General features: G+C 54.2%; 22 protein-coding genes and 2 tRNA genes. 9 read left to right on the top strand and 15 right to left on the bottom strand.

The annotated features are described in order from the left end of the window. Positions 1-32 precede the first annotated feature (32 nt). The 3 genes from G9Q73_RS18910 to G9Q73_RS18900 all read right to left on the bottom strand — a co-directional run bounded on the left by G9Q73_RS18910 (position 33) and on the right by G9Q73_RS18900 (position 2,170). A tRNA-Asn gene (locus G9Q73_RS18910) sits at positions 33-108 on the bottom strand. Between the two features lie 63 nt (positions 109-171). Further along, positions 172-735, bottom strand: coding sequence for a GspH/FimT family pseudopilin (locus G9Q73_RS18905; RefSeq protein WP_177421168.1), 564 nt, complete (start codon positions 733-735; stop codon positions 172-174). 247 nt (positions 736-982) lie between these two features. Continuing rightward, complete coding sequence (locus tag G9Q73_RS18900) at positions 983-2,170, bottom strand: pyridoxal phosphate-dependent aminotransferase (protein ID WP_177421167.1); 1,188 nt, start codon at positions 2,168-2,170, stop codon at positions 983-985. Positions 2,171-2,268: 98 nt separating this feature from the next. On the opposite strand from G9Q73_RS18900, the gene uvrB reads away from it, so the two are divergent. Further along, the gene (gene uvrB / locus G9Q73_RS18895) at positions 2,269-4,275 is read left to right on the top strand and encodes an excinuclease ABC subunit UvrB (protein WP_177421166.1); all 2,007 of its coding nucleotides are present in this window, start codon (positions 2,269-2,271) and stop codon (positions 4,273-4,275) included. A gap of 32 nt (positions 4,276-4,307) precedes the next feature. Here the strand turns inward: uvrB and G9Q73_RS18890 are convergent, their stop codons facing one another. Next, entirely contained in the window at positions 4,308-4,688 is a 381-nt protein-coding gene (locus G9Q73_RS18890; RefSeq protein WP_177421165.1) for a hypothetical protein, read from the bottom strand. A 359-nt stretch (positions 4,689-5,047) separates the two neighbouring features. Beyond that, positions 5,048-5,692: a hypothetical protein gene (locus tag G9Q73_RS18885; protein WP_177421164.1), complete on the bottom strand. Its 645-nt coding sequence runs from the start codon at positions 5,690-5,692 to the stop codon at positions 5,048-5,050. Between the two features lie 176 nt (positions 5,693-5,868). On the opposite strand from G9Q73_RS18885, the gene G9Q73_RS18880 reads away from it, so the two are divergent. Both G9Q73_RS18880 and G9Q73_RS18875 read left to right on the top strand, forming a co-directional pair. After that, a complete protein-coding gene (locus G9Q73_RS18880) occupies positions 5,869-6,522 on the top strand; it encodes a protein-L-isoaspartate(D-aspartate) O-methyltransferase (protein WP_246345407.1) in 654 nt (217 codons plus the stop codon). A gap of 132 nt (positions 6,523-6,654) precedes the next feature. Next, positions 6,655-6,731: transfer RNA gene (locus G9Q73_RS18875), tRNA-Val, on the top strand. A 780-nt stretch (positions 6,732-7,511) separates the two neighbouring features. On the opposite strand, the gene G9Q73_RS18870 is transcribed toward G9Q73_RS18875, so the two are convergent. Genes G9Q73_RS18870 through G9Q73_RS18840 form a run of 7 tightly spaced genes read right to left on the bottom strand, consistent with a single transcriptional unit; the run spans position 7,512 to position 14,581 of the window. Further along, positions 7,512-8,309: a formylglycine-generating enzyme family protein gene (locus G9Q73_RS18870; protein WP_177421163.1), complete on the bottom strand. Its 798-nt coding sequence runs from the start codon at positions 8,307-8,309 to the stop codon at positions 7,512-7,514. Continuing rightward, the gene (locus G9Q73_RS18865) at positions 8,306-8,566 is read right to left on the bottom strand and encodes a hypothetical protein (protein WP_500814666.1); all 261 of its coding nucleotides are present in this window, start codon (positions 8,564-8,566) and stop codon (positions 8,306-8,308) included. Before G9Q73_RS18865 ends, G9Q73_RS18870 begins: the two co-directional genes overlap by 4 nt. A 46-nt stretch (positions 8,567-8,612) precedes the next feature. After that, entirely contained in the window at positions 8,613-9,215 is a 603-nt protein-coding gene (locus G9Q73_RS18860; protein WP_246345405.1) for an RNA-directed DNA polymerase, read from the bottom strand. A gap of 5 nt (positions 9,216-9,220) precedes the next feature. Beyond that, the gene (locus G9Q73_RS18855; protein WP_177421160.1) at positions 9,221-9,526 is read right to left on the bottom strand and encodes a hypothetical protein; all 306 of its coding nucleotides are present in this window, start codon (positions 9,524-9,526) and stop codon (positions 9,221-9,223) included. Further along, entirely contained in the window at positions 9,526-12,108 is a 2,583-nt protein-coding gene (locus G9Q73_RS19890) for a formylglycine-generating enzyme family protein (protein ID WP_246345403.1), read from the bottom strand. The genes G9Q73_RS18855 and G9Q73_RS19890 overlap by 1 nt, the downstream gene beginning before the upstream one ends. Continuing rightward, positions 12,108-13,073 (bottom strand): AAA family ATPase, encoded by a 966-nt coding sequence (locus tag G9Q73_RS18845; RefSeq protein WP_177421159.1) that lies wholly within the window; start codon positions 13,071-13,073, stop codon positions 12,108-12,110. The genes G9Q73_RS19890 and G9Q73_RS18845 overlap by 1 nt, the downstream gene beginning before the upstream one ends. Then, on the bottom strand, positions 13,070-14,581 hold the full coding sequence (locus G9Q73_RS18840) for a hypothetical protein (RefSeq protein WP_177421158.1): 1,512 nt from the start codon (positions 14,579-14,581) through the stop codon (positions 13,070-13,072). The genes G9Q73_RS18845 and G9Q73_RS18840 overlap by 4 nt, the downstream gene beginning before the upstream one ends. A gap of 474 nt (positions 14,582-15,055) precedes the next feature. Between G9Q73_RS18840 and G9Q73_RS18835 the strand changes: the two genes are divergently transcribed. Continuing rightward, a complete protein-coding gene (locus G9Q73_RS18835) occupies positions 15,056-16,240 on the top strand; it encodes a DUF5610 domain-containing protein (RefSeq protein ID WP_177421157.1) in 1,185 nt (394 codons plus the stop codon). Between the two features lie 201 nt (positions 16,241-16,441). Continuing rightward, a complete protein-coding gene (locus tag G9Q73_RS18830; protein WP_177421156.1) occupies positions 16,442-17,569 on the top strand; it encodes a hypothetical protein in 1,128 nt (375 codons plus the stop codon). Positions 17,570-17,633: 64 nt separating this feature from the next. Here the strand turns inward: G9Q73_RS18830 and G9Q73_RS18825 are convergent, their stop codons facing one another. After that, complete coding sequence (locus G9Q73_RS18825; protein ID WP_177421155.1) at positions 17,634-17,945, bottom strand: hypothetical protein; 312 nt, start codon at positions 17,943-17,945, stop codon at positions 17,634-17,636. 240 nt (positions 17,946-18,185) lie between these two features. Between G9Q73_RS18825 and thrC the strand changes: the two genes are divergently transcribed. Then, positions 18,186-19,655, top strand: a complete 1,470-nt coding sequence (gene thrC / locus G9Q73_RS18820) for a threonine synthase (protein ID WP_177421154.1) — start codon at positions 18,186-18,188, stop codon at positions 19,653-19,655. A 131-nt stretch (positions 19,656-19,786) separates the two neighbouring features. Here thrC and G9Q73_RS18815 read toward each other — a convergent pair whose 3' ends face one another. Continuing rightward, on the bottom strand, positions 19,787-21,106 hold the full coding sequence (locus G9Q73_RS18815; RefSeq protein ID WP_177421153.1) for a dicarboxylate/amino acid:cation symporter: 1,320 nt from the start codon (positions 21,104-21,106) through the stop codon (positions 19,787-19,789). Between the two features lie 379 nt (positions 21,107-21,485). Between G9Q73_RS18815 and G9Q73_RS18810 the strand changes: the two genes are divergently transcribed. Next, positions 21,486-22,649: a hypothetical protein gene (locus G9Q73_RS18810; protein ID WP_177421152.1), complete on the top strand. Its 1,164-nt coding sequence runs from the start codon at positions 21,486-21,488 to the stop codon at positions 22,647-22,649. After that, positions 22,646-23,515: a hypothetical protein gene (locus G9Q73_RS18805; RefSeq protein ID WP_177421151.1), complete on the top strand. Its 870-nt coding sequence runs from the start codon at positions 22,646-22,648 to the stop codon at positions 23,513-23,515. Before G9Q73_RS18810 ends, G9Q73_RS18805 begins: the two co-directional genes overlap by 4 nt. A gap of 4 nt (positions 23,516-23,519) precedes the next feature. Here the strand turns inward: G9Q73_RS18805 and G9Q73_RS18800 are convergent, their stop codons facing one another. Beyond that, positions 23,520-24,134, bottom strand: coding sequence for a dUTP diphosphatase (locus G9Q73_RS18800; protein WP_177421150.1), 615 nt, complete (start codon positions 24,132-24,134; stop codon positions 23,520-23,522). 411 nt (positions 24,135-24,545) lie between these two features. Here G9Q73_RS18800 and G9Q73_RS18795 point away from each other — a divergent pair, with 411 nt between their 5' ends. After that, entirely contained in the window at positions 24,546-26,360 is a 1,815-nt protein-coding gene (locus G9Q73_RS18795; protein WP_177421149.1) for a mechanosensitive ion channel family protein, read from the top strand. Positions 26,361-26,482: the final 122 nt, after the last annotated feature.

Below are 26,482 nucleotides of genomic sequence, written 5' to 3'. Positions count from 1 at the left end.
CTAGCGATTTCTCGCTAAGCCCTTGTTTTGTATGGCTCCCCGGGACAGGCTCGAACTGCCGACCTAGTGATTAACAGTCACCCGCTCTACCGACTGAGCTACCGGGGAATTGTGTTGCAGCGCATATTAATGACACAGGTCGCGAGCGTCAATAGGGAAGTGCAGAAATAGTCAGTTGCAGCTCAATTCGCCACCACTGGGCCGGGTTTTGGATATTCTGGGGCGGCCGGCATTCGATACCACAACTGCCCTGGGGTCAATATTTTCTGTTACATCACAGAAGGTTAGGGTGAGATTGCTACCGGGAGAGGTACCATCAGGCCGATAGATGATACGGCGTCTGCCCTGGGTCGAACGCATGCTGATGAGGGAGTGCCTCGTGGCATTCTGATAGCGAATCCGCTTTTCGGCATCGTCGGGCTGCCGGTTTCCATTCGTGTCCGCATAGAGCAGGAAACCTTCATGCCAGAGTGGCTCATCAAGGCAGGTTTGTGCATCGGTACTGGGGCAGAGAATGGCCAGGCCGCCTGTCATGATGGCTGTGCTGCGCGTCAGTTGCAGGTGGCTGATAAAACTGTTGATTTCACCACTCATCTGGCTGTTTGCCGCCAGTGTGCGATAGGCGGGTACGCCCGCGCTAAGCAGAATCAGTGCAACACTCAGAGTGGTAAGCAGTTCGGGAAGCGTGAAACCGGCCGTGCAGGCAGGTGTGTATCGATTCAGGGCGACATCCATGTCTGTCCCTCCAGTAGAGGTGTGTGGCCGGCCCGATCAGTTACAGGCTGTTGAGATTCTATTCAGGCGGCACAATACAGCGTTGAAATCGGCCTCAAAATGCTCATTTACTCAATGTAAACTGCGCTTTTTCGGTCGATTTAGCCTTGTCTTGCACTCACCTGAACGAATTTCAACAGCCTGCTAGAACCTGAGCGCCAGCGCTGGGAACTATTTTCTCATCGGAATCCAGTCTACACGCAAAACGTTATCCAACAAGCACTTTTTCGATCCTGTCCAGGGCTTTCTGCAGATTCTCCATGCTGGTGGCAATGGAGATCCGTACATGACCACCCAGACCAAACGCGGTACCGGGTACCAGCGCCACTCCAGCCTTTTCTATGAGATATTCGGCCAGTTCCATGTCGTTATCGACCCCTTCGATATTTTCCAGCGCACCCTCGATGTTGGGAAAACAGTAGAAGGTGCCGTCTGAGGGCAGGCACTCGACGCCGGGCATCCTGCTCAGCCGATCGACCACATAGTCGTGACGCTCCTTGAAGAATTTGAGCATATCGCTGATGCAGTCCTGCGAGCCTTCCAGCGCTGCCTGTGCCGCCACCTGGGAGATTGATGTGGGATTGGAGGTACTCTGCGACTGGATCTTCTTCATCGCCTTGATGATCTCCGCCGGACCGCCGGCGTAACCAATGCGCCAACCGGTCATGGAGTAGGCCTTCGAAACACCGTTGAGCACCAGGGTGCGATCCACCAGTTCCGGGCAGGCATTGAGGATGTTGACGAAGGGAGCCTCAGTCCAGAGGATATGCTCGTACATATCATCAGTGGCGATAAGAATCCGGGGGTGTTCTTTCAGTACCTCACCCAAGGCAGTCAACTCCTCTTTGGTATAGGCCATGCCGGTGGGATTTGAGGGGCTGTTGATGACAAACAGCCGGGTTTTATCGGTAATCGCCGCAGCCAATTGCGCGGCGGTGATCTTAAATTTCTGCGAGGCACCGGCCTGGACCAACACGGGCACGCCGCCGGCGAGGATTGCCATATCGGGGTAGGAGACCCAGTAAGGCGCGGGAATGATGACCTCATCACCCGGATCCAGGGTTGCCTGAGCAAGATTGTAGAAGCTCTGCTTACCGCCGCAGGAGACCAGGATCTGCTCCGGCTTATACTCAAACCCATTATCTTTCCTGAACTTTTCGATAATCGCGTTCTTCAGGCCCGGCGTGCCGTCCACAGCAGTGTATTTTGTGAAACCGTCATTAATCGCTTCGATGGCAGCCTGCTTGATATGTTCTGGCGTATCAAAATCCGGCTCTCCAGCGCCCAACCCGATGACATCCTTGCCGGCAGCGCGCATCTCAGCGGCGCGAGCGGTGATCGCCAGGGTGGGAGAGGGTTTGACGGCCTGTACCCTTACAGAGAGTTTTGTGTTCATTTGTAGTTTCCGTGGCAAAAGAGACGAATCTGGAGTGCCTCTCTCGAGAGGCGACAACGTGTAATAATATCCAATTATCCCGAGATGCAGAATCCCTGATGGCGAAAGATTTTCAATTAGTGTCCAAATTTGACCCGGCAGGCGACCAGCCAGCCGCGATCAAAAGGCTGCTGGAGGGCCTCCACGACGGCGAGGCGGGCATGACACTGCTGGGGGTGACCGGTTCCGGTAAAACCTTCACTATCGCCAATGTGATTCAGGAAACTCAGCGACCCACGCTGGTCCTTGCCCCCAACAAGACGCTTGCGGCCCAGTTATACGGCGAATTCAAGGATTTTTTTCCCCACAACTCGGTAGAGTATTTCGTCTCATATTACGACTACTACCAGCCCGAAGCCTATGTGCCCGCCTCGGACACCTTCATCGAGAAGGATGCCTCCATCAACGAACATATCGAGCAGATGCGGCTTTCAGCCACCAAGGCGCTCCTGGAACGCAGGGATACGATCATCGTCGCAACCGTTTCGTCGATCTACGGCTTGGGTGATCCAAATTCCTATCTGGGCATGATGTTGCATCTCTCCAGGGGCGATATCATCAACCAACGTGACATCCTGCACCGGTTGGCTGAGTTGCAGTACAAACGCAATGACGTGGAACTTCACCGCGCGACCTTCCGTGTTCGGGGTGAGGTGATCGACATCTATCCGGCGGAATCCGATGCCGAAGCACTGCGCATTGAACTCTTTGATGACGAGATAGAGCAACTCTCCCTTTTTGATCCGCTGACAGGAGAAGTGCTGCGCAAGGTGCCCCGCTACTCCGTCTACCCGAAAAGCCATTATGTCACCCCCAGGGAGAAGTTGCTCGGCGCAGTGGATCACATCAAAGTGGAACTCAAAGAACGTCTGGAGCAGTTGGAGTCAGCCCATAAACTGTTGGAGCGGCAACGGCTGGATCAGCGCACCCGCTTTGACATCGAGATGATTCTGGAGTTGGGTTACTGCTCCGGCATCGAGAACTACTCCCGCTACCTCTCCGGACGCGCATCGGGGGAAGCCCCACCGACGCTGTTCGACTATCTGCCGGAAGAGTCGCTGCTGGTGGTGGACGAGAGTCATGTCACCATCCCCCAGATCGGTGGCATGTTCCGGGGGGATCGTTCGCGCAAGGAGACCTTGGTCGAGTATGGTTTTCGTTTGCCATCGGCGCTCGATAACCGTCCGCTCAAATTCGAGGAGTATGAGGCCCGTTCACCTCAGACCATCTACGTCACCGCCACGCCCCGTGACTATGAAATGGAACACTCGGGAGCGATCGTTGAACAGGTGGTGCGACCGACAGGTCTGGTAGACCCAGGCGTTGAAGTCAGACCAGCGACCAGCCAGGTCGATGATCTGCTCTCCGAGATCCGCCTGCGGGCTGACAAGGCCGAGCGGGTGCTAGTGACCACGCTGACAAAACGCATGGCGGAAGACCTTACTGACTACCTGGGTGATCACGATGTGCGGGTGCGTTACCTCCACTCCGATATCGAGACTGTAGAGCGGGTAGAGATCATCCGTGACCTGCGGCTCGGGAAATTCGACGTATTGATCGGCATTAACCTCCTGCGCGAAGGATTGGATATGCCGGAGGTATCACTGGTTGCCATTCTCGATGCGGACAAAGAGGGCTTTCTGCGTTCGGAAGGTTCTCTGATACAGACCATTGGCCGGGCGGCCCGTAACGCCAACGGCAAGGCCATTCTCTACGGCGATCAGATTACCGGATCCATGCGCCGCGCAATAGACGTGACTGATCACCGGCGCGAGAAACAGATTGCTCACAATAAAAAACATGGCATCACCCCGCAGACCATTCGCAAATCCATCGCCGATATCATGGAAGGTGCTTATCCCGGCGCACCAGTATCTCCCAGTGCCTATGCCAGGGTGGCGGAAGAGATGGCTGAGTATGCCAGTCTCACTCCCCAGCAGATGGCCAAACGCATCAAAGAACTAGAGGATGAGATGTACCGCCACGCCCGGGATCTTGAGTTCGAGGAGGCGGCACAGGTAAGGGATCAGATAAAAACGCTGCAGGATAAGGGGTTGGTTGCGTAATATTTAGCCTCAAAAATGTTCGACACAACACCCTACCCCTTTAAAACGATCAATAAAGCTTCAGTCTCGTTATAGAAGCCCTCAAGCTCATCAAACATTGCAGATGTTTGCTGGAGTTCAGTTCGAGCTTTGCTCAAGATTTTTTTCGCTTCCTCCAGAGTGGCAAGTATTTTTTTTGCCTTCTTGCTGGATTCGGTAATTTGTCCTATCAGTTTATTGATTTTATCGTTGTTTTTGACAAATTGGCTGAGGTAGAGATCATTGTCCAAATCCTCTAATTCCCAGCGAATGGCATTTAAATTTCTCCATTCGGTTGGATCAGTTGTGTTTGTTTGAAGGTCTAATGCACGCTTTCCCTTGCGGTCCAGTTCACTCCGGAGATCGGCAATTGTGCTGTTTTTATCTAAGCTCATAAAGTGGCTCCCTTTGAGGTTGAAACAGTTAAATTTCCGACTGTATTTTTTCAATGGCTGTTTTTGTTGCCTCAGCCCTATCCTTGAAGGCTCGAATCTGAATAGCCCAGCCCATGGCATCAGTCGAGATGGCTTTTTCAACCAAAGCTGATTGGGCATCAAGTGCTGCGTCAAAGGCCTTGTCAATGCCGTCATCTTTGACCTGTTCTTCAATAATCCGGATGTCCGCTAATCTTTTCGCAATTAACGCCTTGAATGTATTTTCAGCATTTGCAAAACTGTTCTTTTTTAAAAAGCCTTCGAGATTCTCTCGCGCCTTTTCGATATGTAACTGAGTATTGTTATTCGCTGTAACAGCCTCATTTTTTCAGTACAGACAAAAGCTTGGTAACTGACTTGTTTGACCTTCCGATTGTTTGAATAATGGCCTGTTCCCTCACCACATCGGATACCAGACCAATAACCTCCTTCAATATACCGGCGTACTGCTTTAATGGACCCGCCAATTTAGCCATTTTGGCAGAACGATCAGAAAGGGCGCTGATTTTGCTGGCTTTAGCTACCACCCCTTCGATGCCCTGCACTAATCCGTTCAGTTCCGAAACAATCGCTTCGGTTGATTCTCCGGAAGCCAGATTGACCAGCGTTTGAGCATATCCCTCAATTGCGGCAAATGCCTTTTTACGGAGCGGTTTCAACGCTTCATGGATATCACTCCTGCGCCGCTCAGTCATTTTATTGATGACTCTTTCGATGCTTTGATGGTCTATACCTGGAGGCGCTCCCCAAATTGCAATTTGATCCTCCATATCACGACGCTCGATATTGGCTTTGTTGGATAGATCCATCTCCAGAAAATAGACTTGCCTGAGGGTGACGGTGGCTGCGAGGAAGTCTTCAGCAGGTTTTTGATATTGCGACGGGTCGCATGCGGTAAGAAACAGAGAAAAGAACAGTAGCAACAACCCTTTCGTCGCATTTGATGATCTCCATATGGCGTGCATCTTCTTCCTCCCGTTCCGCATGAATTGAATAAATTGTCCTCACTGGAAACTATGGGCGAATATAATTCGCCTTTCAAGGTGAAATCATTTCAGAAAATTGACAAATAACTATGCAACACCGTCTCAAATCGTCCACAATTAGCAAGTGATTTTGGTGCTTTTTCAGGTAGGGGGCAATGCATAACATCGAAGAAATGCTGCAGGATATTGTCGATGAGGCCCGCTATGCCAGCCGAATGATTGGGCGTTCAGAGTTGAGTCCCAATGTGCTGAATGCCATGGCAAAGGTTCCCCGTGAGCGTTTTGTCAACATGAACATGCGCTGCCACGCCTTCGACAACAGCCCACTTCCGATCGGTCGCGGGCAGACGATATCCCAACCCTTTATCGTCGCCTTAATGACTGATCTGGCGAATCCCACGCCGGGGGATCGTGTGCTGGAGGTCGGCACAGGCTCGGGCTATCAGACAGCGGTGATGTCGCTCCTTGTACGGCAGCTATACAGCATTGAGATCATCCCTGAATTGGCGGATGAGGCAAGGTTACGGTTCGATGAGTTGAATTACTCGAACATCATCAGCCGGACCGGCGATGGCTACTTCGGCTGGCCGGAGGAGGCCCCTTTCGATGTAATACTGGTAACAGCCGCCGCCACAGAAGTCCCCCCTCACCTGCCGGAGCAATTGGCACCGGGAGGACGTCTGGTGTTACCCGTTGGCGGACGTTTCTACGGGCAGGATCTTCTTCTGCTTGAGAAGGATGAATCCGGTAATGTGACTGAAAAGAGTCTGCTGCCTGTGGCCTTCGTCCCACTGACCGGCGAGCACTAACCAGAGAGAAAAGTCGACGGCCATTTCTGCAGCCTGTAGACCCAGAAACAGCTCGCTCCGGCAAGCGGGCAAAAAATCTGTTCCGACACTTGCAATGCGCATATATCCACCTGTATTATTCGCGCTCTTAACAGGCGCGTAGCTCAGTTGGTTAGAGCACCACCTTGACATGGTGGGGGTCGGCGGTTCGAATCCACTCGCGCCTACCAAACATAAGCCCTTGATTAGCAATAGAAAGCTGGTCAGGGTACTGTCATCGCCTTCCCACACGTCGGCGGTCTGCATCATGAGTACCGCCGCGCAGCCTGAGACACGGTCGCAACGCTCCTAATTCCGTGTGCTACAGCAGGCAGCTGTTTGCCAACTGTACATCCGATGGCCCTCATGGTCTTCACTTCCAGCGCACAAGGCCATTTATTCGCCTCTTTCGACCAGCCTCATACCCTACTCGCTGACTTATCTATTTTGCTAACCTCCACGTTGCGCGGATCAGTTTCTCAATACTGTCATCGGATTAGGTTTTTGGTAGGAACAGGAGATCGTACCCCTGCTCTTGCAGTCCATCGACCAGCTAATACCAATTGAATGTGGATTCCACGGCTATACCATGCAAGGTTTTACGGTAAGGGGATAACAGCGATAAATCTTTGCTGAACCGTTTTTCAAACACTCGTTTGTCCCCTTCGTCTGTTATCACCACAACGTGATTGTTTGAATGTAAATCTATTCCGCAGTAATGTCTCATGTCAGTCTCCTCATCGTATAGAAGCAGCCAGTTTAACCACTGACTGCGAGGAGGCTGACTAGAGGATTTTCAGAGTCAAATCGCCCACTTGTGCCGCTTTTCCTACAAATCGTTCCGCTGTTTGACTCATCGACCCCTGAAGTTACTCATTCACTGGCGCGTTTGCCCCCTTTTGCCCACCGGCTTGCTGGCTGCTCCGCAGCCTGCCGCCGGCAGGCACAGGGGGCACGGGCCGGCTCGAGGGTCAACCTCCGGCCAGCCGCAAGCCGACGTTGTGGTAGCGGCCGTCAGGCGCGCTGGCGTAGCGCCGGGCAGCGCGCAAGCCCTGCGCATGGCCGATCCAGCAACCGCCACGCAGCACGCGCTCGCGGCCCCCTGCTGGCCCCACAGGATCGACCGACAGTTCACTGGGGTAGTTATCCACCCAATCCTCACACCACTCCCAGAGATTACCCTGCATCTGGAACAGCCCCCAACGGTTAGGCGCGAACGCATGAACGGGTAGTGTGCGTTGGTGAAAGACCCCTTTGGACGCATCTCCGTATGGGTGATTGCCATTAAAATTGGCATCCGTGGATGATAGGTCGTCACCCATACTGAAAACGGTCGTGGTACCGGCCCTGCAGGCGTACTCCCACTCGGCCTCGGTGGGCAGACGCAGGACGAGATCACCCGGCGACAACCGGTTCAACTGCTGCACAAACTCCTCGCAATCATTCCACGAAACAGAGTCGACCGGGCAGAGTGGATCATTATCGAAATGACTGGGGTTCTCCTCAATGACCGCCTGCCAGAGCGCCTGGGTGCAGGCGGTTTCAGCCAACCAGAATCCCCGGCTGATGATAACGGGATGCTGTTTTTCATCATAGATACCATCTGGCTCTGCCGCAGATGCCCCCATCTGAAACTGCCCTGGCAGAATCCAGCGCATCACCTGGCGCACCCCTTGCACCTCGAAGGCCTGCCAGAGGCCGTAGCTATCCTCACCCCAGGCGCTGGCCCAGGGGGCAGGAAACTGTGGCGGATTGGGATCGAGCATCATGGGGAGAACGCCTGAATAGTGCGGCCCGGTGACAGGCTTTCGGTCAGATGCCTACTCACGCGCCACGGGCCTTGGTTTCGCTTGTCATCCACAGATGAATCAAGCTGGATCATCGGCTGGTTTACTGACCCTCCGGTCAATAAAGCTCCGGCCAGCCGCAAGCCGATGCCGCGGTAGCGGTAGCCAGGCGCGTAGGCGTTGCGCTGGGCAGCGCGCAAGTTCTGCGCATGGTAGATCCAGCTACCACCACGCAGCACGCGCTCGTGGCCTTTTCGCCGACGACCCGGAGAGAGTGTGACTCGCTCAGGCATCGACTCTCTCGATCCGTGTCAAACAGTGTTTGCGCCAGGCCATATCATCGGCGGGCAACAGAATCGCCCGACAGGCGGCGTAGGCCTGTTGAAGCTCCAGACTATCGATCGCACCTGTCAGCCACTGCTGTTGCCAGTGTGCCAACGCCAGCCGGTAGCGTTTACGACGCCGCTGGCTTGGCCTGAGCCGGAAAGGCCATATGTGTACACCGCAAAAGAGGATGCCACCATCGGTGCGCCGAATGGTTACCGGTTTTATCTCCAGGCCAAGCCTCTCATCCAATATTCGAGAGATACCATCCGCACACGCTTGCAATGCCTTACGGTCATTCGCCCACAGAAGAAAATCATCCATGTAGCGGCAGTGTGCATCGATGCCGGGTTGCGACAGGCACCAGCGATCGGCCTGACTCAGGTAATGGTTTGCAAAATGCTGCGAAGTCAGCGCACCAATCGGTAAGCCCTTACCGAATTCGCTACCATGCGCCGCAATGACGGCATCTAACAGCGCCATCCCATCACCACGAAAGCGCCGTCGCAGTTGCCCATGCAATATTTCATGGTCAATATTCGGGAAGAACTGCGCAATATCCATGTGCATCACCCAGGTGAAACGGCGTGCCTGACGTTGCGCAATGTGCGCAAGCGGGCAAAGATGGCAAACACCTCGGGGCTAAGGACCTCACGATAGTCTATACGGGTGCGCTTTTTAGCGGCCGACAGGTCCGATAACCCCGAACCACCAGGGGATGCAGTCGTTACGCAGATACTCCAGAAGCTGTTAAGGCCATCGGCGACAAACTGGCGTTCGATACCGATCACTGATTGCGATTGTATAAAAGCATTGAAGCGCTTAGCAGCCGCATCTGGATCGATGGCCGGAATTTGAAAAAAAGTATAGTGCACTATTCTCTATCCTCCTCGTTGCCCGCACCCTGCCCGCCTCTCTGCTGGCCGCTCCGCAGCCATCTGTCGGCTGGCATGGCGCTGGCACTTGCCTGTGGGTCTAAACCTCCGGCCAGCCGCAAGCCGAAGTCGTGGAGGCGGTAGTCAGGCGTGCTGGCGTAGCGCCGGGCAGCACGCAGGTTCCGCGCAAGGCAAAACCAGCTACCGCCACGCAGCACGCGCTCGTGGCCCTCCGCCGGACCCTGCGGGTCGTCTACCGGCTGGTCGGGATAGTCACCAAGCCAATCGGCACACCACTCCCATAGATTGCCATGCATACTCTTCAGGCCGAAGGGGTTGGCAGGATAGTTCTCCTCTGCACGTATCTTATCTCTATTGTTTGCATCCGCCTCATTGAACCTCTCACCCCACCAATAGGCGGTGGTCGTTCCGGCACGACAGGCGTACTCCCACTGCGCCTCGCTGGGCAGGGCAAGGGGCAGTTGCGGTACCAATTTCTGCAAGCGCTGGATGAACCGCTGACAGTTGTTCCAGCTCACCTTGTTGATCGGCAGACCGAGGCTCTTGGGGCTGGCCGGGTTTTCGCCCATTACCGCCTGCCACAGGGCCTGGGTACAGCTGGTCTCGCCCAGCCAATAGCCCTGGGTGAGGGTGACTGGGTGCAGGATCTCATCATCGTTTCGCCCCGGCTCATCTTGTGACGAACCCATTAGAAAGGTTCCCGGGGCTATCCAGCGCAGGCGGTATTCGATGCCCTTCACATGCAGGTCGGCCCAGAGCCCATATTCGTCGATGCCGGTGCTACTGGCCCAGGGCCAGGGGTTGTGCCGGCAGTGCCATCGGGCCGCCGGGTGGTCCGGCGAGGCCGGTTGCAGGAGAAACTCCGCACCACCGGCGTGGCGGGTGTGGAGCCTGCCGCTGTCAAACTTGATGCGCTCTGCCCAAGTGGGTTTGCCGAGTGCCTCGAGTCTCCACTGACAGTGCTGATCGACGATGTCGACCCGCTCATCACCGAATGGGGTGGCGGCGTTCAGTTGGCGGCGGGCCTGCACGTGATAGGGTTGCGTACCCAGCGCCAGCAGGTTGTTGCCTTGCTGCGCACGGGTCAGCACCAATCGATTGCTCCGTTGAATCAGCCACTGCACTGGCTCGCTCTTCTCCATATACTGCTGCTTCAGGGGCAGGCGCTGCTGGGCATCCCGTGCCACCCTTTGCACCACCTTGAGAAAGGCCCGCCAACGACTGTCTCGGCTTCGATCGGCCAACAGATGGGTGAGTGGCAACATGGAGAGTATCAGGCTGTAGGCCATGCCACCCTCCTCCAGCGAGGCAAACTCCTCTTCGGCCCGTGCCGCCAGCCCGAGCAGGCGCGGGTACTCTTTTGGATCGGGTGTAGCCGGGTGGAGATTGCGCTGCAGCTGTTCGATCTCGCGGGCGGTGGCGCTCAGGCTCTGCTGCCAGGCGTCGACTGCCTTTTCTGCATTCACCTTACTGGCCGACTCCCGGGATTCGAACAGCCGCAACTGCTGGAGGATGGCATCCTGTTTCAGACTCAGCCATTGACCGTTGCGCTCGACGCTGTGGTGGTTGTAGGCGCGCAGTTCGTGGGTGATGGTGGCGCCGGGGATCGCCTGGCGCAGATGACGCAGCTGGACGACAGATGGCATCCAGGCCAGGGCCAGGGCCGCCAGCAGGGTGTCCAGGGGCTCATCCTGTGGTTGGGTCGTGGCCGACTCCAGCCCTTGCACCTTCGCCGGCGGCCGTTTGATCGGGCAGAGTGCCAGCAGGCGCAGCTGCCGGGCACTACACTGTAGGCGTTCGATCAGGCGCCGCCACTCCTCGCTCAGCTCGCCATCGTCCAGTGCGCCGAAGGTGCCGAGCAGGATAATGCTGGCGTTTTCCGGAATAGCCTCTTCACCTGCCTGACGGTTATCCGCTTGCCGATACCAGCAGCCGGCGGGACCGGTGACCCAGTAGTAGGCATCGAGCTGTTCATCGCCCAACAGCTCTCTCAGGCTTTGCCAGGCGCGGCACATATCGTCCCACACTGGCCGTGTGGCTGGGGTGCGCTCCATCAGCAGCACTGTGTTGTGGTTGAAGTTTCTGCGCCGCTTGCGCAGGAGCTTCTCCACCGGTTGGGCTCGTGCCAGGCGCTTGATGTTGGCAGGCAGGTCGATGGCCCTGCCCGTAGAGTCGCCGGCGAGATTCCGGTCCCAGCAGTTCTGCCACTCACCGGGATTGAGCAGGGGGCGTTCCGCCAGGGGAATAGGGCGGGTAAAAGTGCCTGCCTGATACTTTTTCAGCGGCACGATCTCGCCATCTGCCTCTGTTTCCGGTTCCACCGGCGTGCAGCCGGCGACATGCCAATAGCGAGGTTCCTTGAGGGCGGTGTAGAGCATACGGCCCGGCTGGGTGGCTTGCCCCAACTGGGCTGGTGCAAAGATTCCGTCTGCCCCCTGCTCCCGATGCTGATCCTTCAGATCATGCCGGGTAAAACCCAGGGAGCCGGCCAGCAGTGTCGGCTCAGCCGATTCGGCATGGGCCAGCACGCGGAGCAGATCGCTGCGGGAGATGTACGCCATCAGCGGTGAGCGTGGCTCTTCTGGAAGTAGGGGGCGAGCTTTTTAAGCCAGCCTGACCACTGCTCCGGCTCGTCGCCTGTCACATCCTGCAAGGCACGCAGCAGGTCGAGATACTCGGCCTGACCAGTCCTGGGCAGATCGTCACACCGCTCACGGTCTTGTACGATCTGCTGCGCCGCCTCGGCCAACGCATCCTCTTCAGCGTCTGGAAAGTGCGCTTTGCCGATGGTCTGCAGATGCATCAGCAACTCATCCCGATCCTTGGGCAGCTCCAGATCAAGCACCACGCAACGGCGCACCAGAGCGGCGGGCAGTTGGCGGGTGTCGTTGCTTGTGAGCACCACCAGGGGTTTGATCTCGCCGGCGCTGACCGTCTCTCGGCTGGGGCGCACCTCGAACTGGCCATTACCCAGCACCTCCAGCAGACCGTTGGCCAGGGAGATATCCGCCTTGTCGATCTCGTCGATCAGCAGCACCACACCATCCGCCTTCGGGCAGGGGATCTTGCCTTCGGATGTCTTCACCCCTGCCGGCGGCTGGTAGTTGTTCTGGCATGACTTACCTTCCGCGATGTCCCACTGCAAAGCGTACCAGAGGGGGCCGGGGGCGAGGTACTCATCGGTTTTCTTCAGTTTGCCGTCATCGCCGGTGTGGGCGACCAGCTGGGCATCGGCCAGACGCTGGGTGTGATCGACCAGCCAGAGCAGCTCCTCATACTCGCTGTTGGGTTGAATCACCGTGCTGATAAAACGGCGCTGCAGCACATCCGCTGCTGCGCGGGCCAACTGGCTCTTACCGACCCCCGGTTCACCGCGCACCAGCAGCGGCCGATTGGCGGAGATGGCGGCGATCAGGGCGTGGGCCGAGGGTTCATCCATACAGTGTGTGGCTTCCGGCCAACTGCCCTGGGGCGGCAGCCGGCGCGGCTGGCCGATGGCTTGAAGCAAGGCGTTGGTGTGGCTCATGTAATAACTCCCGTGGCCTTATCCCAAATATCCACCGCCTTGCTGATCAGTTTGACCACTGTATCACTTGTGCCGACTATCTCCTTTAGGGTTTTATAGTGGCCTTCCAGGCGCTTCCTGCCACTGCCCGGCAGCGGCTCTCCAGCCTTTTCCTTGGCAAGCATACCCTCCACATCGAAGCGCAGGTCTTCGTGGTGAGGATTGCCCGCATCGGTACTCTTGAGGATCTCATGCAGTGTATTGCCAAGCTTCTGAGTGGCATTGATCTGCTGATGGCTCACCCCTCCACTCGCTGCAACTGAGACACTGCTATCGCCACCAGTATTATGTACAGTGATGCTGATCGAGTCTCTATTCTTGGATTCCATTGGCCTCTCCTTGCTTCTGTTTTCGGTCGATGATCGGTGTTTGAGCGCTTCCTGCCGCTGTTTGATCTTGATAAGCATATTGGCGATCCAGGCCTCCAGCTCTCTCTCAGGTACCCGCAGTATCGGCAGGGCCGTTTCACCCTCCCGACAGATGAAGAGCCGCATATTTGGCAGCAGGAGAAGCAGCTCGTTCGTGACGTTGCCCGGCTGTTTGTTCACCGCGTAGTTGAAGACATGCTCGCTATCCTGGTTGGTGTTTCCCAGGTGGAGATTGAGCTCTTCACAGTAGGCTTTGAAGGCCTGGTGGTTCTCTTCGTCATCGAGGGCCGGACACTTCCCTATCGCGGATGTAAAGTTCACCGCCTCGACCAGGTTTTCGACAATCTCATGCAGCCGCCCCCACAGGTCTTCCGGATCTGCCTTTGTGTGGGGAATAACTACCGAGCGGGTCGAGGCGTTATCCAGTTGCGTCATGGTTTTTGCCTCGATGGCGGTCATGATCATTTTCTGGTCGTAGTCGGCGACATTCCGCCTGTTGTGGTCATCGATCACTATGCGCAAGGCCCAGGCTCTCGTTACTCCCTGCACCCGCAGTTCGCGACCGATCTTCCATTCACCGACCGGCACCAAGGCCGACAGAGCGATGGCAGCGATCAGATAGCGGATATTCTGCAACTGCTGACCAGTCTGACTGGCCGCGATGGCCTTTTGTATGGGCTGCTGAGCCGTCTTGTTGAGAGGTGCCGACAGTTGTGTTTCATCCTTCAGGCAGCCGATAACCTTTTCTGCCGCCGCCTGGTAGTTGTCACATCCCAACTGCAGACTACAGGCATCCAGAGCATTGGCAATGAGGGTGGAGTCGACTGGTTTCTGTTTGAGCAGGTTGAGTTTGTGGATCTGGAAACCACGGGCGTAGGCCTCTTTCAGCTCTTCAGCAGTAACCTCGACATCCATTCCGCACAGCGCGGACGACAGCTTCGTGAAAGTCTGCTCTTCAGGAGTGCTTTTATATTTGCACCATTTCCGAATACGGCTATAGTCTCTTTGGCCGACAGCCTTGGCAAAAGCGTCTTGCTTTTTTTCGAAACCTGCCCTCTTCCGATACTCGGCCAACCAATCATTGTTCCCGTCATCTGCCATGGTCTTCTCCCTGTTTTAGGGAATTATCTGGTATGTCACGGGTGAATCAAAGGATTTTCACCAGACAGGAGGCGGACAGGGTTTCAGGGGAATCGGACAGCATGGGCCACAGACCGGATAATCCAGCTCGGTGAGTCGCCATAATTGTGGGTTGCAGCACCCAAGTGGGCGGAACCAAGCTCAGTGTGATGGATGGAGCCTGGAAATCTATGCAAAATGGATCAAAAGGGATCGGTGGTTCGAATCCACTCGCGCCTACCAAATTGAATCAAGGGGTTACCGATTATGGTAATCCCTTTTTTTATACCTATAATCCACTGCACTCCACGTTTGGCCAGATCCCCCTGCAGCCTCACAAATAAAACACAATGCCAGGATTTTCGGGCACCGGCCCGGAAACTCACGAATATTTCTCAAGTTAATGTCCGGTAGGCCGACACCGACGATAAGCATTCATTTCCTGGAGGATGAATAATGTTCAGTGTGGCGCTCGATCAACTTGATCAATTCAAGCATTTTCAGCCAAATTTCGGTAATTTGAGTCTGGCAGCAAAAACACCACCCCAAGTCGATATGGTGACCGGAAGTTCTGACCCATCCGATGCATTCACACGGGTGCAGCAGGTGCTTGACCAAAGACTCTCGGGAATACTTGGCCCTCCAAGTCAGGTCGTGCCGGTTGATCGTTCAAATAATACATTCGATGCAGAAACTGTTGCCAACAATGTACTGGGATTTGTGCAAAATCGACTAAAGCAGGCTGAAGCCGAAGGCGCTAGTCCGGATCAGTTGGAATCCCTGCTTAAGCAGGCAAAATCCGGTATCAAGCAAGGTCTGAAAGATGCGAGGGATGCCCTGGATGGAATGGGACTGCTCAATGATTCCGTAAAATCAGGCATCAAAATGGCCAAGAAACTGATTATGCAAGGTCTGGAGCAGGATAGAAAAACACCAACGTCAACAGATGGTATTCAGACGATTGAAGCATCTCTGGGTTTCCGCCAAGTCGAGAAATCTGCATTTGAGCTACAGATCAAAACCCAAGATGGCGACGTGGTGACTTTGAAGTTTCGCCAGAGTCAACGAGAACAGAGTGCGATTTCCTTCCGCCAGTCGGATGGAAACACAGCAATCAGCGCAAGTTATTCGGAAAGCTTCCACAGTCGTCTCTCATTTTCCGTTGAGGGTGACCTGGACAACGAGGAGTTGACCGCCATTACGGATCTCACCAATGCGCTCCAGGGGGTGAGTGAGACATTTTTTGATGGTGACATCCAGGCCGCTTTCGAACAGGGTATGAACCTGGGATACAACACAGATGAGATTGTCGGCTTTTCACTGGAAATGAGTCATAGTCTCACCAGCGTGGCAACCGCAAAGTACCGGGAAATCAGTGAACTGGATAACTCTAATCACCCACAACTTTCCGGGTTGGATCGGATAGATGATCTGCTGGATCAGCTGTCAGGTGTCTTGGGGCAGGCAAAAGAACTTATGGAGGATGCCAATCGTTCGACGAAAGATCTGTTGCATGGGCTACTATCCCATCATCCCGACTCGAAGGGTTTTACCGACCTCCTGAATAAGAGTGGAGATGAAGAACTGGAAGATGTCGCAGTGACTCTGGTGAAAAATGCAGGACTGCGAGAGGAGGATTGATGACTGGAACGTTCTATTCTTGAACATACCGCCATAATCAAAAAATGCATTATGGGTTTGCTGATCTCCTGCGTGACGGCCGAATTATCAGCGTATTCTGAATTGGTCTAGCGTGAATGCTCATTTTGAGTTAGATTTTCAAGGAGGCCACACCAAATGCAGCATCAGTGGCAGGAAGAAATCAAACAATGAGGGAACCTGATGCCGCTACCGCTGGACACTCTGCTTTTCTGGGCCGGTCTGGGCCTGCTGATCGTTGGCCTGTTCATCTTCGTCACAGGAAAAACCGCCTCTGAGGACGAAAAGAGCCAGAGCAACCGCTTCGAGGCCTTCGGCATCAAGATTGATGTCAATAACCCCTCTCTGATCCTGATCATCCTGGGGGTGGTGATGATGCTGGCACCCAGGATACTGCCGCAACAAACAGCAGAGTTGGCCCCACCTGGAACAACAGCCAGTTCAATCCCGCCACCTTCCTCCACGCAGATTTCACCTAAACAGGAGAGTTTCCCTGCCAAACCTGAAATCACCCAGCAGAAGAGTGTCATCCCGCCCGTTCAGCCAATACAGAAAAATCCGCCAACGCCAAAACCTGAACCCGCGGCCGCTCACACTGCCTCAACCACACAACCAATCGCTACCCCAGCGCCGCAGGCGACAACCCAACAGATATCCAGACCCCCGGCAAAAGTCATCGAGAAACAGGTATCCAAGCCCCCGATAAAAATCATCGAGAAACAGGTCCTTAAACCTGCAGTTAAAAAACCTGCACCTGTGCTCACTCAACCGCAACCACCAGAACCACTCGCCAAGACTGTCGAGACACTGGTTTTGGCCCCGAGCACGCTCAGTCAACCCCGCACCGCACCGGCAAAACCCATCCTGACAGTACTGGTGCAGGCCGATGCCGACAGGCGGGTGGGCATCGATAAATCAGCCATTGATTACAGCAGGCAGGTCTCGGCAGAACTGACCAACATTGCGGAGGATATTTTTGGCAATGAAGCAGAGATCAAGCAGCAAGAGGTAAAAACGCTCCGTCAGATGTTGAAAACAACGGATCAACCCTACCTGGCACTCTGTCGTCAGATTGGAGCCGAACGGCTTCTGCTGGCAGACCTGGAGATCCCATTCGCCTTGTCCGATATAGATTCAGCCTACTGGCCAGACCTTCGGCTCAATCTGGTTGACTGCGACACAGGCCGTAAGAAAAAGAAAAGCAAAAACCACCTCAACCCGACGGTCCGGGATCGTTTCCCCTTCCAACAGGCCATCAAGGAAGTCGCTACAGACTTCCTTGATGATTATCGTCATCTGGTCGTGAAGTAAGGCATTAAAAACCGGTAGCCAGAAGCGTCCATCCCTCTAGAAGTTGTAGAAAGATAGACAAACATCATGCAAAAAAAGCAAAACCAAGGATAACCAACCCCATAAAAAGCAGCATCCCGGAAGACTGTTTCCAGAGCACATAATTCAAGTTTTGAGCATTTGTATTGGCCATAAGGAAAGAGAGCAGACTGGTAAAAAGCAACACGCCACCGGAGACATAACCGATAATCCTCATATATTCGGCCTTGATCCGGGAGGAGCCAGCTACACCACTACCGATGGTCTCAAACTTATTGGCAAACGCAGGCTCAAACAGCAGCAAGGCCGCCAACATCAGTAGAATAAGCTGGGTGGGTCGAAAAGAGCTGGGGTTCATCTTTTATCCTACATAATCTGGCATAAGCGCCTATTCAATGAATATAGCGACCGCTACCCTCCATTTCTGAAGCCGAGAATTGCAAGGGGATCAGCACCGCCCCTGCACAATATTCAGTTGACGTAAACACCCGCCATTCGATCAAATCGACTGCCGAATCCGTCAGAAACCGAGTTGATGATTTCCAATGGCTGCCTCAGGTATAATTCTGCCCCTCGTGATCATTGCGCCAGGCTAACCATGAACTTCATCGAAACACGCGGCAACGACGGCCAGCACCCGGCAGAGGTGAGCTTTTCAGCTGCCATCCTCAGCCCCATGTCCTCTTTTGGTGGGATCTACGTCCCGGAGACGTTACCTCAACTGGGTATTCCGTTCCTGGAAAAGCACCTCGATGCCGACTATAAGACTTTGGCTCGGGCTGTTTTGGGGGCCTTTGAGATCGATATCGATCCGGCGGTCATCGACAAGGCGCTTGCGACCTACGACGATTTTGATGACGGCAGCAATCCCGTCCCGGTGATCAAGGTTGGGGATGGACTCTTTGTCAGCGAGCTTTACCACGGGCCGACCCGCGCCTTTAAGGATATGGCGCTGCAACCCTTCGGCTTAGTGCTTTCCGATCTGGCACAAAAACGTGGAGAGCACTATCTGATCCTGGCGGCCACCAGTGGTGACACAGGTCCCGCAGCCCTGGAGACCTTCAAAAACAAGCCCAATGTCAAGGTTGCCTGCCTCTATCCCGACGGCGGCACCTCAGATGTCCAGCGGCTGCAGATGGTCACCGAGAACGCGCCCAATCTTAAGGTTATCGGCATCAAGGGCGATTTCGACGATGCCCAGGATGCGCTGAAACTACTGCTTGGTTCGACCAGCTTCAGGGCCAAATTGCGGGAGAAAAACACTCTGCTCTCCGCCGCCAACTCGGTGAATTTCGGCCGCATCATCTTCCAGGTGATCTACCACATCCACAGCTACCTGGAACTGGTCAGGCAGGGCGCCATTGCACTGGGAGACAAGGTCTATCTCGACGTGCCCAGCGGCAATTTCGGCAATGCGTTGGGGGGCCACTACGCCATGAAGATGGGGCTGCCAGTGGAGAAGATCCTCATCGCCTCAAACAGCAACAATGTCCTGACCCAGCTCATCAATGACGGCAAATACGATCTGCGGGACCGTTCAGTGGTCGCCACCACCTCCCCGGCAATGGATATTCTGAAGTCCTCCAACATCGAGCGGATACTTTTTGATCTCTTCGGAGCGGAACGCACCAAAGCCTTGATGCAGCAACTGGACAACGAAAAACACTACGAACTCAAAACGGAAGAACTCGCCCGTCTGCAGGAAATCTTTGTGGCAGATTTCTGCAACGATACCGAGGGGAAAAAATATATCCAGGCTGCATTCCAGAATGGCTACCTGATGGATCCGCACACAGCAACCTGTTTCAAGACCCATGAGACCAGCGAGACTGCGCCGCTGGCGACCATCGTCTACTCCACTGCTGAGTGGACAAAGTTCTCCCCCACCATTGCCAACGCCCTGACGGGTGAAGTCGACGCCCACGACCTCGATGCACTCAACTCCATCGCCAAGCAGGCCAACACGACGATTCCTGCACCCATCAAATCACTCTTCGACAAGGAGATCACACAGAAGACGGTGATTGAAAAAGAGGATATCGAGCAGGAAGTGCTTTCATTCCTCTAATCGGTCTCTGCTCGGGGCGTTGCCGGTTCCGCTGCGCTTGAACCGGCCTACCTCTACAGGTTTGTTCAGCTCAGGGTGTAGGCCCGATCAAGCGTAGCGGATCGGGCATCCTCGAGTTGAGAAAACCCAGTTTAAGCTTCTGTGGGTTCAGGGTGCGCCAGGTCGCCGGTGGAGGCCTCCACCGACCCGGCATCGGGATCATTGTAAACCACCAAATCCAGTGCCCCTTCGCCCTTGGCGATGATGCATGAGACAGTACAGTCACCGGTCACATTGACCGCAGTACGCATCATATCCAGCAACCGGTCGATGCCGATGATCAGGGCGATGCCCTCCACCGGCAAACCCACCTGACTGAGCACCATGGTCAGCATGACGAGTCCCACACCGGGCACCGCTGCGGTGCCGATTGAAGCCAGGGTAGCGGTCATCACCACCATCAGATAATCACCAATACCCAGGTCGACACCGTACACATTGGCGATAAATACCGTCGCCACCCCCTGCATCATCGCGGTACCGTCCATATTGATGGTGGCGCCCAGGGGGACAGTGAAAGAGGCGACAGAGTTGTCGACCCCCATACGCTTCTCCACAGTACGCATGGTCACCGGGATCGTCGCCCCAGATGAGGCAGTGGAAAAGGCAAAGGTGGCGGGATCGCGCATCTTGCGTAAAAGATGCATCGGGTTGAGTCCGGCAAATGAACGCAGCAACAGCGGGTAGGTGCCCAGCGCATGAATCGCAAGCGCCGCTGTCAGCGTCAGAAAATAGGCCCCCAGCGGCAAAATCAGCTCAAGCCCCTGGGTCGCGAAGGTTCGGGCAAGCAAAGCGAATACACCATAGGGCGCAAGCTTCATGATGACCTCGACCATCTTCATGATGACAACATCCAGGTCATTGAAGAGGCGCAACACATGTTTACCCCGCTCACCGGCCAGGGTAATGGCGATACCGAACAGGATGGCAAAAACGATGATCTGCAGCATGTTGCCCGACGCCATCGCCTCAATGGGGTTGGAGGGCACCAGATTGATGAACACATCCGTCAGGGCCGGTGCCTCCTTACCGGTGAACTCAACGGCCTTGTCGGCCACATCAAAACCCTCCCCTGGGCCAACAGCCACTGCCAACGAAAGGGCAATGGTGATCGCCGCCGCCGTGGTAAAGAGGTAGAAAGCAATCGCCTTGACGCTCATGCGCCCCAGGGTCGACATATCACGCAGTGAAGTCACGCCGCCCACCAGGGAGACAAATACCAGCGGCACCACCATCATCTTGAGAGATGCCACGAAGATTTTACCCACCACAAGCAAGAGCCCATCAATCAGGTAGGTCTGCAGCAGCCCCTCGTCACCGGCAAACAGGTTCAACAAGACGCCTAATACAGCACCACCCAGCATGGCCATCAATATCTTCATGGTCAGGGAGGTTTGATTTGTTTCGCTCATGGTTTCTTATATTTCAATCAGTCGCTTTAGATGGAAAGAGAGTACTGCGGCAACCCCGCATGTCGGATATTTTTTCAATAGATTCCAAAAGTGCTCTTTGCCTCAATAGTGATGGGAGAATCACAATAGAGGGTTACCGATCTTTCATCCAATAGGTTACATAGACGATGAGCAGCATGAATATCAAAACAAGAAAAAAATCGAGCATGTCCAGGCCCTCCCTTCCGAATGAGGCTATTCTATCCCACATCGCCGTCTTGTGCCGAACCATGCACAACGACAGGACTTCAGGATGAAAGCCAAGTGCGATAATTGTCACAACCCCCTATTATTGAGACTATTAAGCCCAGAAACTTGAATTCTTCCAAGGTGTGGCACTATGCAGTACGGCCCCAGAGAGATCGTAACCCCCTTCAGACCTATTCCCCTGGACGTTCCCGAGGGGATGAAACCCAACGAATTTTTCAACAGCACGGAAAATCTCAACGATCTGTCAAGCAATAACGGCTTGTTGATGAATCCGGAGAACCTGCTGCTCTACCGTAAGGCACTGGGGCACAGCAACGAGTTCGACACCTCGATCATCTACAACACCTCCAAGTGCGTTCTCAATCCGCTGGGGCGCCCGGTACGCCGCACCCAAGTGCCAGACAACGTGAAGCATGTCTGGAACCGGATGAACCAGATCATCATTGAATACATGCTGGAGCAGTACCCCGACCCGGAGGAGGCACTGATCCTGGCCGGCGAGGCAAGCCTCGATGCCACTTGGCCACTCACCTCCCCCGGCGTCCCCAGCATCCGCATGCTGCACAACCACTTCATCGTCTTCGACAAGACTCAGCTGCGAAACGCAGAGCTGGCCGACCCCAACAACCCGAACCTCACAGATGGTGGCCAGCACAGTCTCTTCGAGTCCTATATGCACGACGTCTACCGGGAGTTCTTCAAAAATCTCGACATGAAGATCCTGAAACTCATCGATGACGACTCATCCCGGATAGAATTGACCGGCTATCCTCAAGGACTTCCGAGCTGGGAGATCAGTGGGGGCGTCACAGCCCTGGGTGATGTACGGTTCTGGCGTGAGTACGATGTCATCCTCAAAGGCTTTATCGACTTCTATCGCACCTTTTTCACCCAGGTGTCCACCCGCAATGCACCGATACCGAAGGACGCCTACTTCCCGGATCAGATAGAACACACACTGCTCTTCAACAATGATTTTCTGGCCACGGCAAAGAAAGTCAGGGATCACTGCATCACCGATGCGAAATATGCCAACGCTATTCGCTGGCAGCCTGCATTCAAACAGTTGATCTACCGAAACGACGCCGGAAAACTGATCGTCACCATCAGTCAGAACTCGATCGGTAATGCCATCACAGAATTACTGGGCGTGGTCGTCAAACGTGCACCGGATGCTGCAGCCTATGAAGAGAAAGAGCCAAAACTGATAGAGAGGCTACTCGAAGTACGGCGGCGCCTCATCGAGGCCGATCTGGGTCAAGGTATCGGAACCAAATACTGGCCGAAAGAATGACACTATTTGATCGACTACAACATCTACTGAAAGAGCGCCAGGCCAACCGACTCAGGGAAAGAGCCGATGCAGAACGAGTCGCCAAGGCAATAGAGTCCGTCGTTGAGGGAACCAACCCAAAGTTGCGTGGTGTGAGCAGCTATCAGAAACAGCTACGAAATCCCGTCCATGACCTGCTCGGCAGGATAGACGACTTGGTATCGGCCCTGCCCCAAGCCATCACCGTCAGCCAGCGCAGTTTTAACGAGAATAACCTGATCAACGCCCTGTTCTCAAATAGTGAGCAGGTCCAGCAACTCTTCAGCCAAAATCGTGCCGTGCGCCGATATTTCCATGCCAAGGATAACCCTGGCCGCACCGATGCTTTCGCCCTGTTTTTTGTGGCCTGCAAAGAGAAAACCATCCTAGGGACAGAGACCCGGGGGGAGATGCTACTGAGGGATGTACAGCAGACCGCCGTGATCTTTTCCGATCATCAGCTTTTGGCGCCGGAGCCGGCCGAAGAGGCTGTCCGTACCACATTGAAGTGGACACTGCTCGAATACGTCACAAAGTACGTCAAAGAACAGATATCCCACATGCAGCATGCTTTAAGTGAAGAGGAGAAGCAGACCGCAGCACTGAACCCGGAACAGAATCCAAATAATCCGGAAGTCTATCTCAAGGCCCTGATCGATCAGTTGCGGAACCCTGATGCACTCATCAGTATGCACTCCACTCCCCTGCGCATCAGCAGAATGGGCGTAAAATTGCCCCTCGACTCAACCGCAGATGCAAACCAAATCACGCTGTTCGAGACCGTGATCGGCACAGGCCAACCCAAAGCTGTTGTTATCGTCCATTTTGCACGCGCCGACATGGAGTAACACACTATTCAACCGGATAGACCTGCTCCAACCGCTGATAGAGATCTTCGCTGAATGAGGCGCTGTCCTGATCCAGTTCAGAGAGTATCTCCGCAAGATGTTCGTTATCCTCCCGTCCGCTCCAGATCTTTATATAACTGCCCTCCTTATAACCGTGATCCTGCCGAAAAAAATTGAGCACATTCTTGCCCACGTAGGTCTTGAACAGGCGGTCAAAATCCATCTCCCCTAATCCCATCATGGCCGCGAACAGGGTGATGTCAGCAGACTGGGTACGGATCGTCTCCTGTGCCATCTGTTCAATCGATTCACGGAAATCATCGCCCCCCGCAGGACGGGAAAGCCCAGCAAGTGCAGCCTCCATCGCATCCTCCATCGAATCATGCCGTATCAACAGATCACTCAAGGCAAAGTGCCAGATATCCACAATCTCCAGATGCACCTGCTCCATATCCGGCTTCTGATGCTTCCACCACTTCCAGCCGTAGTGGTCCAGCATCTCAGCACATTCTGTCCAGATCGCCCGATACCAGGGGTAGCCCGCTGATCGCCAATCGCTGTTGACCTTGGTGTTCATGGCATCCTGCAGTTCAAGCATGGTGAGAATTTTCTGTTTCATCGTTATTGTAATTTTCCTGGTAGTACGGGCGGATGAGTTTTGTTCACGGAATCAATAGCTGATCCCCGGCACTATCATAAGTTTTCATTTGGGAAAATTGAACCCGATAGAGAGGATTTCCTCCCAAAAGAGGCTTGATACTCGGCAGTATGACTGCACAGGATCTGCAATTCGAACCTGTCCCGATGAACCCCGCAAAACGCAGCTTAGCAAGAAGCTGACAGACCCTTGTTTGTTAAAGGGTTTCTTTCAGCGCATGGAAAATGCTGAGATAGCATGTAGGATGTAGTGAGCAAATCGAACCGCATCAATCGTGACAGATGCGTAGTGCTACGCTCAGCACATCCTGCAATTCCACATTTTCCGCACTTTCGTGGGGTAGCTGAATAGTTACGTTAAAGGTTAAGAATAATGAAACTAGACCTGCTGTCTTCCAATCTGAAGCCAATGCTGTTCTACATGTTAGCCTTGATGTGCAGTTCATTCCCGGCCTACTCAGCAGTCGAAGGCACGCCTCCTTCAGTCAAGGAAATCCTGGACTCACGGGCAGAAGCGGATGCTCCCCAAATGCAGGAGGATTCACCGAATACCCCTCATGATAAGTTCAACCGGGGCACACCTCAGGGAACCATGAAAGGCCTTGCCTCAGCCTTCGACAACTATGACTTTGAGTTGGCTACTCAATACATGGATTTTCGTAACCTCCCAGCAGGCATTACGGACGACCATCAGGAACTGGCGCGTAAGCTGCAAATCATTGCCAACCGAACCATCTGGGTGGATATGGAACGGATCAGTAATAATCCCAAGGGGGATCTAGACGACGAGCTGCCAAAATACCGAGAATATATTGCTACGCTGGACACCCCCGATGGACAGCTACCCATCCTGTTGCAAAAAATACCACGTGACAAAGGGGTCTATGTCTGGAAAGTCTCCAATAAGACCGTTGCCCAAATACCGAAGCTCTACAAATACTACGGACATGGAAAGATCGGAGACTGGTTTTCCAGGCAACTTCCCTCTTTCCACTTTCTCAACATGCATCTTTGGCAATGGGTGATGTTGTTGATCATCGGCACCATCGCCTACTTCACTGCCTGGGGGATAACTGCCGGACTGAATCTCGTATTTTGGCGCACGGACTCCCCAATTCATACAAGGCGAAGACTTTTTGTTGCGCGGCCTGGCCGTTTCCTCCTGATGGTCCTGATTGTTCGCTCACTTTTTGATTACATCCATCCATCACTGCAGGCACGGGCAATCTATGATGCCGGCACTCTTATGATTATCGCAGTCGCCTGGATCACAGCAGGTGTGATTGGTCTGGCTTTTGGACGCCTCGGTGATCGTATGCAGGCAAGCGGCAGTAACAACGCCTCTTTATTGCTGCGGCCTGCCACAACCGCTGTCAAGGTCACAGTCTTTCTCTTTGCTGTGATCATCTGGCTCGACAATATGGGTTTCGAGGTCACTACCCTGGTAGCCGGATTGGGTGTCGGCAGTATCGCCGTCGCACTGGCCTCCAAACGCTCGCTCGAAAACCTGATCGGTGCTATCACCCTTTATACCGCACAACCGGTAAAAGTCGGCAACTTCTGTAAATTTGGGACCACTGTGGGCACCATCGAAGAAGTCGGACTGCGATCCACCAAGATACGTACCTTAACCCGCACGATCGTTACCATACCTAATGCGATTTTTGTTGATATGGAGCTGGAAAATTTCAGTGAAATTGACCAACGCCCCTTCCACCGTAGAATCCACCTGCGCCTCGATACCACACCGGACCAGTTGCGATTTATCCTGATAGAACTCCAGCAGATGCTCTATTCCCATCAGGGGCTTGATGCCGAATCGACATCCGCTCGTCTGATGGAGATTGGGGAGTATGCCGTCGACATTGAGGTGCGCGCCAATACGATCGCAACGGAACGAGACGAGTTCCTGAAGATTGCAGAAGACATCCAATTGCGGATGCTTGATATCGTCAAGCAAGCGGGAGCCGGTCTGACCACGCCCAACCAGTCCCTACTCATAGGGACAGATCCGAATTCCCGTTCACAGCGGCAAACAGAGGCAGAAAAAACGGTTACCCGTTGGCGGGATGCCAATGAACTCAATCTACCCGAATTTCCCGATGCGGTTCGCGAAAAACTGCGGGATAGCCTGGATTACCCACCAAAAGGATCAGCAGTTTTCAAGGAATCAAGGAAAGGTGCCTGATATGAGAAAACCGAACCCGTCAATATTTAAAACACGATAATGGGAGAGGGAGTCCTCCATCTAAAACTATGCTTTAAGCATATTGAACACGTCTGTAATCCGACGCCTGATGGTGAGGTATT

This window comes from endosymbiont of Lamellibrachia barhami, from assembly GCF_011947365.2.
Taxonomy (GTDB): domain Bacteria; phylum Pseudomonadota; class Gammaproteobacteria; order Chromatiales; family Chromatiaceae; genus QGON01.
The sequence above is the reverse complement of the archived record's forward strand: the minus strand, read 5'-3'. Positions and strand labels throughout refer to the sequence as shown.

Coding starts and splice junctions, on each gene's coding strand:
- G9Q73_RS18905 (WP_177421168.1), bottom strand. CDS start 735: ATGGATGTCGCCCTGAATCGATACACACCTGCCTGCACGGCCGGTTTC.
- G9Q73_RS18900 (WP_177421167.1), bottom strand. CDS start 2,170: ATGAACACAAAACTCTCTGTAAGGGTACAGGCCGTCAAACCCTCTCCC.
- uvrB (WP_177421166.1), top strand. CDS start 2,269: ATGGCGAAAGATTTTCAATTAGTGTCCAAATTTGACCCGGCAGGCGAC.
- G9Q73_RS18890 (WP_177421165.1), bottom strand. CDS start 4,688: ATGAGCTTAGATAAAAACAGCACAATTGCCGATCTCCGGAGTGAACTG.
- G9Q73_RS18885 (WP_177421164.1), bottom strand. CDS start 5,692: ATGCACGCCATATGGAGATCATCAAATGCGACGAAAGGGTTGTTGCTA.
- G9Q73_RS18880 (WP_246345407.1), top strand. CDS start 5,869: ATGCATAACATCGAAGAAATGCTGCAGGATATTGTCGATGAGGCCCGC.
- G9Q73_RS18870 (WP_177421163.1), bottom strand. CDS start 8,309: ATGATGCTCGATCCCAATCCGCCACAGTTTCCTGCCCCCTGGGCCAGC.
- G9Q73_RS18860 (WP_246345405.1), bottom strand. CDS start 9,215: ATGGATATTGCGCAGTTCTTCCCGAATATTGACCATGAAATATTGCAT.
- G9Q73_RS19890 (WP_246345403.1), bottom strand. CDS start 12,108: ATGGCGTACATCTCCCGCAGCGATCTGCTCCGCGTGCTGGCCCATGCC.
- G9Q73_RS18845 (WP_177421159.1), bottom strand. CDS start 13,073: ATGAGCCACACCAACGCCTTGCTTCAAGCCATCGGCCAGCCGCGCCGG.
- G9Q73_RS18840 (WP_177421158.1), bottom strand. CDS start 14,581: ATGGCAGATGACGGGAACAATGATTGGTTGGCCGAGTATCGGAAGAGG.
- G9Q73_RS18835 (WP_177421157.1), top strand. CDS start 15,056: ATGTTCAGTGTGGCGCTCGATCAACTTGATCAATTCAAGCATTTTCAG.
- G9Q73_RS18830 (WP_177421156.1), top strand. CDS start 16,442: ATGCCGCTACCGCTGGACACTCTGCTTTTCTGGGCCGGTCTGGGCCTG.
- G9Q73_RS18825 (WP_177421155.1), bottom strand. CDS start 17,945: ATGAACCCCAGCTCTTTTCGACCCACCCAGCTTATTCTACTGATGTTG.
- thrC (WP_177421154.1), top strand. CDS start 18,186: ATGAACTTCATCGAAACACGCGGCAACGACGGCCAGCACCCGGCAGAG.
- G9Q73_RS18815 (WP_177421153.1), bottom strand. CDS start 21,106: ATGAGCGAAACAAATCAAACCTCCCTGACCATGAAGATATTGATGGCC.
- G9Q73_RS18810 (WP_177421152.1), top strand. CDS start 21,486: ATGCAGTACGGCCCCAGAGAGATCGTAACCCCCTTCAGACCTATTCCC.
- G9Q73_RS18805 (WP_177421151.1), top strand. CDS start 22,646: ATGACACTATTTGATCGACTACAACATCTACTGAAAGAGCGCCAGGCC.
- G9Q73_RS18800 (WP_177421150.1), bottom strand. CDS start 24,134: ATGAAACAGAAAATTCTCACCATGCTTGAACTGCAGGATGCCATGAAC.
- G9Q73_RS18795 (WP_177421149.1), top strand. CDS start 24,546: ATGAAACTAGACCTGCTGTCTTCCAATCTGAAGCCAATGCTGTTCTAC.